Here is a 12,957-nt window from a genome sequence, read left to right on the forward strand (position 1 = left end):
CCCTCAATTAGATAGAATAATTCATGCTAAAAAGAAAAAGGGATTAAAAATTCCCTTTTTCTTTTTCTACTTTGTTTTATTTTCATTTTCAAACAGATCATATGTTCCAAGTTCACGGAAATCAATGGAAAATTCTCTTTCACTGTGTTTAAAGACTATTACAGAATCAATCCCTAAGGTCATTAATCGATCGTAAGTGAGAAGTTCTTTTTCTTCTAAATCCATCACCTGCCTTAACAGCCACTCCCCAAGACGGCTGTTAGGGTTTGACATAAGCGCCTTGCTGTTTTCCTGGCACACCTTAGCCGACATTCTTGATTTGTCTGGTAGTCGAAGCTGAAAATCCAGGTCGCGAGGGGGGAAGAACCCTTTGAAATCCTTATGAATCCAACTTGGAATAGAGATATAAACTTCATTTGGATTTCTTGGTCTGCCAGCCGCATTCCATTGGTTAAGACCGCTCTTTTCAGGTACATGCCTCTGGGCACCTCGGTCAGAAAATAAAGGAAGAATGACATAATCTTCTGTAGTGAAATCTTCTTTTATTTTTTGAATGTCGTCCAAGAAAATTGGAGCAGATATTGTTGAAGGATTTTCAGGCGGGTCATTAATGATAAGATCTACGGATGCGTTTGAATACTCTGAACTCTCCTGTAATTGTTCAATTAGTTCTTCCAGTTTCATTAACAATTTGTATGGTTGGTCGTAAATTTTCACATCTATCACGGCTAGTACTGATGATTCCGGGGTGAAAAATCGTTTATAAAGTGTGCTTTTAGTTACATTGAAGCTGTATTGGTTAAGTCCGTCTTCAAATGTGATAGTATTACCATTATGACTGGCTTTAATATTCGATATAGAATTGATTTGAATGAGATCCATTGGCATTTCAAAAAGAAGGATCTTGCCAGGCTTTCTCGTAACACAATGGTAAATTATTGAGTTAAGCCCGTATGTTCTTTTGGTAAATTCTATCCTTTCGTTTCGAAGTTCTGCTATTTTTACAACAAGTTCCTTAGGGGAATAGGTGCGATATAATTCAGAGTCCTTATTAAATTCAGCTACTTTCTGCAGAGTCTTCCCATTTCCGTGCAGAAAAGTTTTAATTCCTACACCAACATTATCAAGGGCTGCGTCTGCTGAACAATCTGAACGGCCTAAGTTTTCAGCACCTAAGGCTTCGCAGAAAACATTTTCTGTGTTTCTTGAAACTAAAAAAGGGGCGGCGCTTTCTGAAAATAAATTAGACAGCGATCCTGTCGATTTCAACATTTGTTTATACAGAATTTGATTAGTGTTTGGTTGTTTTAGGAACAGCACTTTTTTTTCCCCCTTTTAAATTTGCATCATGATCTGTCAGACCTAGTAACCAATCTGCTGAAACATTTAACGTTTTGACAATTTGTCGAAATTTAGTTAAATTGGGCTCTTTATTGTCACTTTCATACTGAGACCAAGTAGGGGCGGAGATTTTAAGGATCTGACACATATATTTTTGCGAAAAACCCCGCTCCCTCCGAGCGAGCTGTAATCTAAAGCCAAGTGAGTACTTCATTTAACACCTCCATCGATTTGTGCCCTTATCCTATCACCGAATATCCGAGAATAGTCATAACTTACCCATAAGGTAAAAATCTATATTTTCAGATTTTTAGCCTAGAGTAATTTAGCTACATAGTTGATTAAGATAAAATTGTTCATTTTTTGCTGTGTTTGTGCTAAAATACATATATTAGACAAGTACAAACAAATGTTTGTAGGGGAGTTGAAACACATGGCTAGAGTAGGAAGTATGTTTGCGGGGATCGGAGGAACTTGCTTAGGTTTTATGCAGGCAGGTGCCGAGATTGTCTGGGCTAATGAAATAGATAGTAACGCCTGTATTACTTATAAAAATTATTTTGGGGACTCTTATTTGCAAGAAGGAGACATATCCCAAATTGATAAGAGAACTATCCCTGCATTGGATATCTTAATCGGCGGGTTCCCTTGCCAGGCTTTTTCAGTTGCAGGTTATAGAAAGGGATTTGAAGATGATAGAGGAAACGTGTTCTTTCAAATCATTGAAGTCTTGGAAGCCCAATTGGAGGTTTACGGAAGGTTGCCACAAGCAATTATGCTGGAAAACGTTAAGAACCTTTATACACATGATCAAGGAAACACGTACAGGGTTATTGGAGAAGCACTTAACGATTTAGGTTACACAATAAAATCAGACATTCTTAATTCGATGGAATACGGGAATGTACCACAGAATCGGGAACGAATTTATATTGTAGGATTTCTAGATCCCGCACAAACGGAAAGATTCAGATTCCCAGAGCGCATTCCTTTAACAAATCTTTTAAACGACGTAGTTGATCGAGTAAACCCTGTTGATGATAAACTTTATTACAATCAAACATCACAGTATTACGATATGCTTAAAGAAGGAATTCTTGAAAGTGAAAGCAGATATGAAACAACATATCAGCTAAGACGCGTATATGTAAGAGAAAATAGAAGTAACGTATGTCCTACACTAACCGCAAATATGGGGACTGGGGGACATAATGTCCCTTTAATAACAGATTATAACGATCGAATAAGAAAATTAACCCCAGAAGAATGCATAAGGTTACAAGGGTTTCCACAAGACTTTAGTTTTCCTGAAAGCATGGCTAACAGCCATAGATACAAGCAATCAGGAAATTCTGTTACTGTTCCTGTAATCAGAAGAATCGCTCAAAATATACTTCAAGTATTTGAAGACCAAGAAATCCCGCAGGATCATACCGAAGTTTTTTTCCAACACAACGCTTAATGCGTATGGCAATACTAACCAGATATAATAAATAAAGGGGTCCGACCAGATGATTTTTCTGACCGGAACCCCTTTTTGTATTTTCAGCTTTTTTTCATTTATTGAAATTCTAATCTAGAACTACTTTCAATTATCGCTCTCTTTTTTTGTCTTCATACATATTGTAATATGTCTCTTTAACTTTCCATTTAATTCCCTTTTATAAAATGGACAATAGCCGCTTCACATAAGGCATAAGTACCTGCAGATGCTATTGCTCCCGGAATCAAATTTTCTGCCACAGGTATAATCTTAACTAACTACCTTGCTACTATGTCTTAATCTATTCTTGTACTAACTTCCTTAGCTTTACTTAGAAATAAAATTGCATCTGGACAAGACATTTTTCTTTTTTAACGCCCTTACTTCTTCAATGGGAGAAACCTTCGAAATTTTCTTTTCTGGTTTATCTGCCTCTCCTAATCCTCTCGTATCCAGTATTCCGAGATTAACTGATTCAGATTTATAATTATGCCATCTGCCAATACCTGTCCTAGCCTTTACATTTCCAATTCCTGCTCTTATTTCACTAAAAATAGCATTAAACTGGATTTACCTGCACCTGCACCTCTTCTTCCTACTATAGCAATTCGTTCAGGTCTAGCATCCAAGGTGAATGCTTTTAATGTTTCAAGTTCTTCTTTAATCTTCTTTTTTATTTAATAAATAATTAATAATTTAAAACCCATTATCCTTTCACACGGTAATATAAAATAAAAAGCTACTCACATTTAGTAAGTAGCTTTTTAATAATTTAAAATAAATTCTTTTGAGATTTTTTCAATAGCTGGAATATCCGCCGGAGCCCAATCTAGTGTGTACAGCTCACTAGGCACTAGCCACTTCATTGCCGCATGCTCGGTTAAAACCGGTTTGCCTTCCTTCACCTGGCAGTAATATGTAGTGAGGTGGACAATCCCGAAATCATATTCATAAACCGTTGTTTCAATTTTTTCTCCGATTTCCACCTTGCAAAGCATCTCTTCTTCAATCTCCCGGCGTAGCGCTTCTTGAGGCGTTTCCCCCTCTTCAATTTTCCCACCTGGGAATTCCCATTTTAGAGGAAGCGCCTTCCCGTCTCCCCGCTGGGCACAGAGGATCTTGCCGTCTTCAATGATTACTGCGCCTACTACATGAATATTCTTTTTCATAGCAGCCTCCTAAAACCGTCATTTTTTCTGTCCCCATTATAACTTACTAAAGAGAGAGTTGAAACGCACCCGCAAGGTAACCTGTCCGTATTGCTGGTAATTTGTTTTTCTGAATTTAAAAATAATGACAAGTATTTTATATTTCTTTTTTTACAATCCTAATATAATAGCGTAGAATTAATTATGAAGATTTATCCAAATTTGAATATAAAATACTTCTTCTAGAAAGGAACCATTCAATTGAAGAAACGCACAAAAAAGTATTCTTATTCCGCTCTATTTTTACTCCTTCTCCTGCTCACAGCTTGTCAAAGTGATCAGAAGGAAGCAGCAAAACCAAAATCTCCAGAGAATGAAACGGCTCCTCAATCTGAAAATGAAAATAGTGCTTCTGAAACAGACACCGTAAAAGAAGAAGAAGGATCAATGCCCGCCGAGGAAACTTCAGGAGAAACAAAAACGGAAGAAGTAAGCAGTACAGTCGATAAAGAGGATGAAACGGAGCCTGAGGAGGCAGCCAATGCAGCTGAAAGTGAAGAAGATCTTTTGGCTGATTATTCTTCTGAAGAAGTTGAATATGCAAGAGTCTGGCTGCAGCTTGGGCCGAATCAGGAGATTGACGAATTAAATGTTCGCCTGATTCCAGCTGGAACACCGCTTAATCCTGATGATGAAACCAGTGCTGGCTATCCAGAGGATGTGATTCAGTTAGCAGGCTCCCGATTAGTAGACGGATCCGTCACTTACAGCGGGAATGGAGACGGAACGGTCAATGTCTATAATGTTCCATTGCGCTGGGATGGGCAGTACCCTGCCGGTGAACAATTTTATCAGGATCTAATCAGCAACACAAAAACCGTGTCGATTGGTACGGGAAATGATGAGGCAATTGTTAAGCTTATTAAAAAGATAAAGATCTCGCAGGGATGAATAAGCACACAGGTACATAACATCTGACCAATACAAGAGGGACGGAACATCAAGCGGCCGCTCCTAGCTCCAAAAAGCAAGTTTCCTTATAGGAAGCTTGCTTTTTTCTTTTAATGATCTTCTGCGCCCTCCACATCTTGCTGGTAAAAGGGCATTCGCCAGCGATTTCCTTCGTTATTTTAAAAAGGATGTTGTGAATGGTGTTTATTCGCTTTTCAAAACCAAGAATAGTCTTCGTACAATCTACGAGATTTCGATCCTAGAAAGCCTACTCCCAAAAAGTGTTAAAGATCCTAAAGACCTGAGAGGACAGTAACCATCCTCATATCCTTTCTTGGATTGATAGTAAACGATAAGCTGTAGGAGAATTTATTGTTTTTATCTTACAAAAATATTTCAGTATATTTACATATGTGTTACAATCATCTTCGTTGCAGTAAATATATACTATATGCGGGGGAAGTATAAATACCTAAAGAAAAAGTAAAAAAACCATTCTACAAAAAATGGTGGGTATGGTTAATTGCTGTTATTTTCATTATCGTTATTGCTAATCAACCTACTGAAGAACCTGTTGCAGAACCTGATACTGAACCACTGGAAAAACTAGAGGAAGCTAATGAAAAAGCTGAGGAAGTTGTGGAACTATCTGATCAAGCTGAAGCACTTACTGGTGAGGATATGAACGGTGACGGTGAGGTAGTTGAGAAAGCAGTAGAAGAGCCTGTTGAAGAAGTTAAAAAGGGAGAACCAGTTTCGGAAGAACCTGAAATATCTGTTTCCCAACAAAATGCAATACAAAAGGCAAATGATTACCTTGACTTTTCTGCATTTTCTAAAAGTGGACTTGTTGAACAATTAACGTTTGAAGGATTCCCTGCTGACGAGGCAGCTTTTGCTGTCGATAGCATTGAAGTAGATTGGAAGGAACAGGCTGGTAAAGAAGCAAAAGATTATCTCGACTATTCTTCATTCTCAAGGAGTAGTTTGATTGAACAACTAGAATTTGAAGGATTTACCTCAGAAGAAGCTACGTACGGGGCTGACCAAGTAGGTCTTTAAGGTTAAGAAACCAAGCTACTATAGAGGACGCTGAAAAGCGTTCTCTTTTTGTTTGCTTAGGAAATGAGCTGCACAACTCTATGGACTCTCGAGATTGGGGACGCTAAATATTCAGAGGGCGATCCAGGTGGGGAAAGATGTGAACAGAGTTTACCTCTCAACATTAGAAACGGGATGCAAAGTGTTAGACATCGACATTCAGGAATTAATCCAGGTGGAGTAGTCCTTTTGGAATAGTAATCGTTATATGTACGTAAAAGCTGCGAAAAAATTTAAAAGGCTGTGAGAAAGCGAAGGAATGGCTTTGGAGAATAGAAATGATGGTAACTGATGATATGATGGTTATTTGCTTAACCAAATTAAAAGTAAATAGGGCATACGTTTTAAAGGTGTTGTACGTAATAAGGGATTTGTTATAACACCATATAGGGCTTACAGGGGTTACTCATATTCTCTGTATAAAAAATGCACTATTTGTTACTGGGTTGCCAAAAAAAAACTTGAAAGGCATTGAGTCAATCGTTTGAGGACAATTTCAAGCCGTTGATATTGGTCTAATAACCAAATATCAAATGATTTAATATAATTTAATGTAAAAAACCTTGAAAGGCACTAAGCCAATCAAGGTTCAACATATCACTCAATAAAATCAACGCTTAATCTATCCACCAGAATTTGTACATTTTGATTATGAAGATATCCATAGTCGAAAAGCAATTCGCTATCTACCTCAAATAATATGCCTGCGTCTATAGTACCATTATCAATATTCAAGGTACCTCTAATAGAATACGAAAAACTATCTCCTATCTGTTCAATACCTTTTTCATCTGAACCATTCTTAGAAATTACGAAATCATCAAGTATAGCCAATTCCATTTCAACTTGGTACTGTCCTCCTTGAATTATCTCAAAAGGACAGTGATTGATAAAAGCAACTAATCTTTGTCCATTAATTTCAAGTACAGCTTCTTCTTCAATTAAAGGACTTAATTCAATTAATTTTGCAGTATATTCCATGAAAGATTACCTCCTTATTCCATAGGGTTAATTGTTTTATCCCGTTTATTGTTATTTAGCATTTTCCATAAATCCTCAACGCGTTTTACATGATACGTTGTAACATTACCATTGGCATTTGTTCCTACAAACTCAAATTTTGCTTCCCCCTTACGAGTGTTACCCATAAACTTCACGTAACCTGTTCGAGTTTCACCTTTATATTGATATCCTACTTTTGTGCCACTGCTCATAACATCCCGAGCACCTTGCATATATTGATCTGAATCATTATAAGCTCCATGGAATTCATTGTTTTTAACTGCAAGTTTTTCAAAATGAGACTCTAGTAAATCTCTAGAAGCAAAATTCTTCTACCCTCAACCTTCTTCGTCTCCTAATTTAAGACACCCCACAAGTCATCTCCTTTTCGGATCAGCTTTGAGCCGCCTTTGACAACGAAGCCGCCGAATAGGCCGAGAGCGCCGACTCCCCTGGTGATGCTGTCTACTTCTTTTTGTGTGATGGGATTTAAGCCGGTGGCTGCTTCAATGCCTCCTTTAATGTTGGAGCTTAAGGGGAGGAAGTCAACGATGATTTGTTTAACTACGATATTAAAAATACCCTCGAACCGGATGTTCAAGGGAAATAATTAAGACTATTTGAAAATTCCTCTTTAGTTTTTAGCAGTAGAAATGTAATTGAACCTTAAATGAATCATTTGATATTTGTCAGAAATTTTCCCTCTAAGCTCTCCTCGAAATGCAAATTAGGTGATACGTTTTAAAGGTGTTGTACGTACTAAGGAATTTGTTATAACACCATTTAGGACTTACAGGGGTTACTCATATTCTCTGTATAAAAAATGAACTATTCGTTAAGGTTGCCCCCACAAAAAAAACCTTGAAAGGCATTGAGTCAATCAAGGTATTCACTATAAATTAACTAACTATTCATATTATCCAAATATTTATTCGCTAAATCTCGAGCAACTCCTAATTTAATTTGTTTCTGCTTACTTAGACCTTGTAAATATTGAGTAATAGATTTAGATTCTATAATTGGATCAATTTCTGCATTATATCGATCTAATTCAATCTCCAAGATAATGTTCTCATTAATTAACAACTTATAAATATCCTCACCTTGCTCAGGTATCCAATCAATAATATAAGCTACTTTCATTTCAGGATATAAACTTCTTATCACTTCAAGCAATCTTTTATTCTCTTCACTCTTGAAAAGTAATTCATTAGATTTTACAAGTTGCTTTCTTATATCTTGTTCCGTTTTGCTACCAATTAGTTTCACGTTTTTCATTTACTTTTTAACTATTTAATTACCCAGGTGTCACTGTCACTAAATTCCACTGCTATCAACTAAAATAGTCATTGTAGACGCAGGCTTAAAATCATTAAATTTATCCAATCCGATTGGAGTATCCAAAGTGATTTCTCTGACATATCTAGGTCCATCTGCACAATCTATACTTCTTGAAACTGGTGATTTTACTATTTCTTTATTGGATAACAATGTTCAAAGTTCATCCTGAGAGATTGTGAACCGTGAAGCATTCTTGTTTGAAAAATGTCTATCTTTTACATGTTTCCATCCATCATTACTTATATTTATTCGGGACTGAACGATAGGTGGCATGCCTGGAATTTCACCCGTACCCTTACCCCTACCCTCAACCTTCTTCGTCTCCTTATTCAAGACACCCCACAAGTCATCTCCTTTTCGGACCAGTAGAAATGTAATTGAACCTTAAATAAATCATTTGATATTTGTCAGCAATTTTCCCTCTAAGCTCTCCTCGGAATGCAAATTTTGAAGCCAATCAAGGTAATCAATAATCTTTCAAAGATTAACTTTGTTTTCAACTCTGTAAACATTGCTTAATTTACTCTTAATAGAATCTACGGTTTCGCTAACTAAACGTAGAAATTGCTCTCTTTCTTGTTCTTGAGCAAATCCCTTATATTCAAAATTCACTTCGTTATCCTCAAATAAGTTATCATACGCCTCTTGAATTTCATCTAACGCTTTAACTATCAAAGTCTCGTTTGCAAGTTCATTAGCGATACTGTTATCAATTAACTCGCCTTTTTCATTATATATCCACATTGGGTAACACTGATACTCTAAGTCTATTTTTATCGTTTTCATTTTTCCTCCTATGGCTTAGAAACTGGATTTGCACCTACAATAAAACCATTGAGCATGGTGTGATGTGTAATTATCTTATATTTCTTCACGTATCATCTTGGGAGAAATCCCACACCTTCCAGGGTGTACACTATTTCTCCAGGTTAGAATATGGATTGGAGATATTATCATCAATCTCCTCTATTGCATCCTCTATTTCCAATTTGATCTCATTTGACATGTCTTCATTCTCTAATGAAACTTTAATCTTATTAAAACATTCTTCCAAACCAAGATTTATAACGATTGATAATGTAACATCCACTTCTTCATAGGAATTAGTATTCCACAATTTATAAAGCTCCTGATCAATTTTAGATTTTAAATCTACATTGAGCTCACTTGCTGATCAGTTAATTCGTTCAATATTTTAAGAAAATTTACCTTTCCCATTTTACCCAGGTTAAACTCTTCAAGGACTTCTTCATACATACATTCAAGTTTATCCACTGATATCAAATCTGGAAGTACTTCATAATCTCTTAACTCCATTGTTTATATCTCCCTTTAACTGGAATATAAACGATATCTAAACTTTGATTTCTATACCACTTACCATCAATACCTAATGATTTGTTTTTATTTGAGCCGTCCATCTTGATCCTGAATCAGGGAGTAATTCAGCCGCCTTTTAATCTGGAGAATGCCATCTGATAATTGCTTTTTGACCATCTTTAACTAATAATGATGTTAATCTCCATAAAGGTTTAGTCTATTTGAATTTATATATATTTATTAGTAATGTAGACTATATTCTTCTAATTTGAGATTTGTTAGTACCCTTTTATCTCAAAGGTGTACACGATCTCTAGGTTATTATAAGGAATTTAGTTTTTCATACCTTAAAGTTAAAATCATATTTTCTTTCTCCCACTTAAATTATAACGAAAAAAACCTTGAAAGGCATTTGGCCAATCAAGGATTAGAAGGTTAACCTATGTTCGGATCATCATATTTCCCAGCATTAGGTCATATTATTTCTTCTATAAAAAATTTCATCCAATTAATCATCCATCACATATTGTTTAGTATTTTTTGTTAAGCGAGTAAGAGTTAAGAGGGTTTTCATTTCCAAACGAACGTGGAATAAACCGTCTCTTCATCTATTCAAACATTACACCAAAACTAACATTCTCAAAATTCAAATATGCGTTGTAAATATCAGAAGTATAATAGGGTTCAAGTTCTTGAATTTTTCTTGAAGTAATAAATAATCCAAACCCTGATATATCGTTACAATTTTTTTCAAAAACTTGGATTTCCGTATCTGTATCATCATTCGCTACAATTATTTCTATATTTTGGTCAACTAATTGCATAACTATTTCATGAATCTTAATTAACTTATCAATTTCTATATAAATATTTTCCTTTAGAAATTCTATGTCAATTATATCAAAATCAGTTTCATAATATTTACGATCATCATATTTATAACTACTTACTTCTATATTTTCTTCATATTGTTTCTTAAATATATTGCAAATCACCTGAATATCTTCTCTCTTCATTTCATGGTCTGAGAGATAGGTATTAACTAATCTCTTTATTTTACAACTCCTTTCTCAATTAAATATTATGTATTGTAAGTTACTTAAGTTGTAAGCTGCAATAAATCGAACCCTCCGAACTATGAATAGATCTTTGATCGGCTAGTGTTTAATTTAATAATTTGTTATTTACGTCAAATCATATGAAGATAATTGACCCCTGCTATTTTGCCAAGGTCCACCTGCTTTTATACCTATAGTTTGCCCTGCTACAATACCTTTCCAACCATTTTTATTGTATTTGTTGAAAGCGCTACAAGAATAAATAGGGCATACGTTTTAATGGCGTTGTACGTACTATATAATTCTTACGAACATAATTCAGGGCTTACCAGGGTTACTCATATCATAAAAAAACGAACTATTCGTCACTGTATAGTCCCACTAACAAAAAAACCTTGAAAGGCATTTAGCCAATCAAGGTTTCATAAGGTGTTCCTACCAATTTCCTCTCTCAAAATCTGGATTGTCTATTTCTTTAATATATACTGATATCCACAAAACTGTTTGTTCAACGGGGTCTGTTTCAAGGTAAACTCCTTTAGAACTACAATACACTTCTTCAAAATCATCATATACAAAACTTGGTTCTAGCTTTATAACATCATCAATGTGCATTCCTACCCTAATTTTATTAAATAATGTACCCTTATAGTTACTTGTTGCAGTTATTTTAAATAACTTACCATTTAATAGATTAAACCATAAATCTAATGAGTTATCTATTTCATACCTTATTAAATATTTTCCTAATAGTTTCGGTTGCTTACCATATTGTTCTATCATTGAATAAAACTCATTGATGTGGCTATATAGCTTCATTCCGCCCATTCCGTCCCAAGGGACAATAGGTGCCTGTAAATTAATCAGATATATCACTTCCCATTAAAAATAATAGTAGCATTTTCTTTTCCATCAGTTTTATAAGTATTCTTTTTTCCATCTACAATTTTTATAATACCTTGGTCACTTGTACTAATTTTTATATAAGGATTATCCCCATGTCTGCCTCCACCAGTTGATACTTGTAGCTGTGTTATATTTCTACCGCTTCCTGGATTATTGACTTTAATTATTTGTGCACCTGAGCGTGATTTAGTAGAGGCTCTTACAGTAACATAATACCTTGACTCTTTAAAATTCCAGCAATTTCATCTGCAGTCTTTCCACTAAATACACTAGGGTTGGATAGGCTACACGGAGCTCTATCACCGATCAAAAGGGACCTCCGCAAGATCAAGTTTTTCCATACAGATCGTGGCAGTGAATTCGAAAACAAGCTAATTGACGACGCTCTGGAGACGTTCGGAATCAAACGCTCCTTAAGTATGAAGGGCTGCCCTTATGATAATGCGGTGGCTGAAGCAACATTTAAAATCATTAAAACAGAGTTCGTTAAGCGTCGTCATTTTACCAGTTTTTAAGAGTTAACAAGAGAATCAGGATTATGTTCATTGGTTTAATCACATTCGAATTCACAGAACGTTAGGCTACATAAGCCCCATCGAGTGTAAACTTGGACACCTTATAAAACTGTCTAGTTTCGTGTTGACAATCCATTCTTCGTCTCCTTATTCAAGACACCCTACAAGAATAAATAGGGCAAACGTTTTAAAGGTGTAGTACGTACTATATAATTCTTACAAACAACAGCGCTTACAAGGGTAACTCATATTATATAAATAAAAAACGAACTGTTCGTCACTGGGTAGCCCCACCGCCAAAAAAAACCTTGAAAGGTTTAATTCCTTTCAAGGTTTTATTATTTTTATTTTATATAGTACTACACAAATTACTGATAGCGTTATACGCTGCTTCTCTGACAAGAATATTACTATGATTTTTATATTGCTCTAGCAAGTTTAGATAACTTGCGTTATTTGATTGCCCCAACACTTCAAGCAAATTTGATAATGCAAATTCACTTAAATTATCTAAGACTAGAATAATACTATCAAAGTTAAACTCATTAACTTGTTGGTACATAAACACTAAATTTATAGCTTCTGATATTTGGTCTTTCAGCTTACTATCATTCTCAGTGTGTATTTTTGATACAAGGAAGTTTAAAATTTCATTTAAATTATCAATATTGTAATCCTTGTATTCGTAACTCTCTAATATGTCACACAGTTCATATAATACTCTCAGCTTATCATGGTTATTGTTCCTAAACAAAGTCGTCAGTTTATTATAAATATTATATGTCATACAA

The 12,957-nt window shown here is 35.2% G+C and carries 16 protein-coding genes and 1 pseudogene; 4 read left to right on the top strand and 13 right to left on the bottom strand.

The features are described 5' to 3' along the window. Positions 1 to 66: 66 nt before the first annotated feature. Together ACQCV8_RS11790 and ACQCV8_RS11795 are read right to left on the bottom strand one after the other, a co-directional pair. Entirely contained in the window at positions 67 to 1,320 is a 1,254-nt protein-coding gene (locus tag ACQCV8_RS11790; RefSeq protein WP_426844828.1) for an NgoFVII family restriction endonuclease, read from the bottom strand. Then, positions 1,292 to 1,555: a helix-turn-helix domain-containing protein gene (locus ACQCV8_RS11795; RefSeq protein WP_426844829.1), complete on the bottom strand. Its 264-nt coding sequence runs from the start codon at positions 1,553 to 1,555 to the stop codon at positions 1,292 to 1,294. Before ACQCV8_RS11795 ends, ACQCV8_RS11790 begins: the two co-directional genes overlap by 29 nt. Before the next feature lie 219 nt (positions 1,556 to 1,774). Between ACQCV8_RS11795 and ACQCV8_RS11800 the strand changes: the two genes are divergently transcribed. After that, a complete protein-coding gene (locus tag ACQCV8_RS11800) occupies positions 1,775 to 2,803 on the top strand; it encodes a DNA cytosine methyltransferase (protein ID WP_426844830.1) in 1,029 nt (342 codons plus the stop codon). A 785-nt stretch (positions 2,804 to 3,588) separates the two neighbouring features. Here the strand turns inward: ACQCV8_RS11800 and ACQCV8_RS11805 are convergent. Then, the gene (locus ACQCV8_RS11805; RefSeq protein ID WP_426844831.1) at positions 3,589 to 3,993 is read right to left on the bottom strand and encodes a (deoxy)nucleoside triphosphate pyrophosphohydrolase; all 405 of its coding nucleotides are present in this window, start codon (positions 3,991 to 3,993) and stop codon (positions 3,589 to 3,591) included. Between the two features lie 240 nt (positions 3,994 to 4,233). On the opposite strand from ACQCV8_RS11805, the gene ACQCV8_RS11810 reads away from it, so the two are divergent. Both ACQCV8_RS11810 and ACQCV8_RS11815 read left to right on the top strand, forming a co-directional pair. Next, a complete protein-coding gene (locus ACQCV8_RS11810) occupies positions 4,234 to 4,923 on the top strand; it encodes a hypothetical protein (protein ID WP_426844832.1) in 690 nt (229 codons plus the stop codon). Between the two features lie 639 nt (positions 4,924 to 5,562). Continuing rightward, positions 5,563 to 5,985, top strand: a complete 423-nt coding sequence (locus tag ACQCV8_RS11815; RefSeq protein ID WP_426844833.1) for an Ltp family lipoprotein — start codon at positions 5,563 to 5,565, stop codon at positions 5,983 to 5,985. 636 nt (positions 5,986 to 6,621) lie between these two features. Here ACQCV8_RS11815 and ACQCV8_RS11820 read toward each other — a convergent pair. From ACQCV8_RS11820 to ACQCV8_RS11860, 9 genes are all read right to left on the bottom strand, one after another. Beyond that, a complete protein-coding gene (locus ACQCV8_RS11820) occupies positions 6,622 to 7,005 on the bottom strand; it encodes a hypothetical protein (RefSeq protein WP_426844834.1) in 384 nt (127 codons plus the stop codon). A 14-nt stretch (positions 7,006 to 7,019) separates the two neighbouring features. Beyond that, positions 7,020 to 7,238 (bottom strand): hypothetical protein, encoded by a 219-nt coding sequence (locus ACQCV8_RS11825; RefSeq protein WP_426844835.1) that lies wholly within the window; start codon positions 7,236 to 7,238, stop codon positions 7,020 to 7,022. 143 nt (positions 7,239 to 7,381) lie between these two features. Further along, on the bottom strand, positions 7,382 to 7,627 hold the full coding sequence (locus tag ACQCV8_RS11830; protein ID WP_426844836.1) for a pre-toxin TG domain-containing protein: 246 nt from the start codon (positions 7,625 to 7,627) through the stop codon (positions 7,382 to 7,384). Positions 7,628 to 7,929: 302 nt separating this feature from the next. Next, a complete protein-coding gene (locus tag ACQCV8_RS11835) occupies positions 7,930 to 8,304 on the bottom strand; it encodes a hypothetical protein (protein WP_426844837.1) in 375 nt (124 codons plus the stop codon). Between the two features lie 540 nt (positions 8,305 to 8,844). Then, positions 8,845 to 9,153, bottom strand: a complete 309-nt coding sequence (locus ACQCV8_RS11840; RefSeq protein ID WP_426844838.1) for a hypothetical protein — start codon at positions 9,151 to 9,153, stop codon at positions 8,845 to 8,847. A gap of 130 nt (positions 9,154 to 9,283) precedes the next feature. Further along, on the bottom strand, positions 9,284 to 9,484 hold the full coding sequence (locus ACQCV8_RS11845; protein ID WP_426844839.1) for a hypothetical protein: 201 nt from the start codon (positions 9,482 to 9,484) through the stop codon (positions 9,284 to 9,286). Between the two features lie 35 nt (positions 9,485 to 9,519). Further along, positions 9,520 to 9,684, bottom strand: a complete 165-nt coding sequence (locus ACQCV8_RS11850) for a hypothetical protein (protein ID WP_426844840.1) — start codon at positions 9,682 to 9,684, stop codon at positions 9,520 to 9,522. Between the two features lie 611 nt (positions 9,685 to 10,295). Then, entirely contained in the window at positions 10,296 to 10,703 is a 408-nt protein-coding gene (locus tag ACQCV8_RS11855; protein WP_426844841.1) for a hypothetical protein, read from the bottom strand. Between the two features lie 477 nt (positions 10,704 to 11,180). Then, positions 11,181 to 11,528, bottom strand: a complete 348-nt coding sequence (locus ACQCV8_RS11860) for a hypothetical protein (RefSeq protein ID WP_426844842.1) — start codon at positions 11,526 to 11,528, stop codon at positions 11,181 to 11,183. A gap of 416 nt (positions 11,529 to 11,944) precedes the next feature. On the opposite strand from ACQCV8_RS11860, the pseudogene ACQCV8_RS11865 reads away from it, so the two are divergent. Beyond that, positions 11,945 to 12,251, top strand: a pseudogene (locus ACQCV8_RS11865) (IS3 family transposase); the annotation flags it as partial. 264 nt (positions 12,252 to 12,515) lie between these two features. Here ACQCV8_RS11865 and ACQCV8_RS11870 read toward each other — a convergent pair. Then, positions 12,516 to 12,953, bottom strand: a complete 438-nt coding sequence (locus tag ACQCV8_RS11870; protein ID WP_426844843.1) for a hypothetical protein — start codon at positions 12,951 to 12,953, stop codon at positions 12,516 to 12,518. Positions 12,954 to 12,957: the final 4 nt, after the last annotated feature.

The organism is Metabacillus sp. 84 (assembly GCF_050107715.1).
In the GTDB taxonomy this organism is placed as follows: Bacteria; Bacillota; Bacilli; order Bacillales; family Bacillaceae; genus Metabacillus_B.

What these genes read in the sequence shown, in the direction of transcription:
- ACQCV8_RS11795 (WP_426844829.1), bottom strand. Translation starts at nt 1,555, where the DNA reads ATGAAGTACTCACTTGGCTTTAGATTACAGCTCGCTCGGAGGGAGCGG.
- ACQCV8_RS11800 (WP_426844830.1), top strand. Translation starts at nt 1,775, where the DNA reads ATGGCTAGAGTAGGAAGTATGTTTGCGGGGATCGGAGGAACTTGCTTA.
- ACQCV8_RS11805 (WP_426844831.1), bottom strand. Translation starts at nt 3,993, where the DNA reads ATGAAAAAGAATATTCATGTAGTAGGCGCAGTAATCATTGAAGACGGC.
- ACQCV8_RS11820 (WP_426844834.1), bottom strand. Translation starts at nt 7,005, where the DNA reads ATGGAATATACTGCAAAATTAATTGAATTAAGTCCTTTAATTGAAGAA.
- ACQCV8_RS11825 (WP_426844835.1), bottom strand. Translation starts at nt 7,238, where the DNA reads ATGAGCAGTGGCACAAAAGTAGGATATCAATATAAAGGTGAAACTCGA.
- ACQCV8_RS11835 (WP_426844837.1), bottom strand. Translation starts at nt 8,304, where the DNA reads ATGAAAAACGTGAAACTAATTGGTAGCAAAACGGAACAAGATATAAGA.
- ACQCV8_RS11840 (WP_426844838.1), bottom strand. Translation starts at nt 9,153, where the DNA reads ATGAAAACGATAAAAATAGACTTAGAGTATCAGTGTTACCCAATGTGG.
- ACQCV8_RS11850 (WP_426844840.1), bottom strand. Translation starts at nt 9,684, where the DNA reads ATGGAGTTAAGAGATTATGAAGTACTTCCAGATTTGATATCAGTGGAT.
- ACQCV8_RS11855 (WP_426844841.1), bottom strand. Translation starts at nt 10,703, where the DNA reads ATGAAGAGAGAAGATATTCAGGTGATTTGCAATATATTTAAGAAACAA.
- ACQCV8_RS11860 (WP_426844842.1), bottom strand. Translation starts at nt 11,528, where the DNA reads ATGATAGAACAATATGGTAAGCAACCGAAACTATTAGGAAAATATTTA.
- ACQCV8_RS11870 (WP_426844843.1), bottom strand. Translation starts at nt 12,953, where the DNA reads ATGACATATAATATTTATAATAAACTGACGACTTTGTTTAGGAACAAT.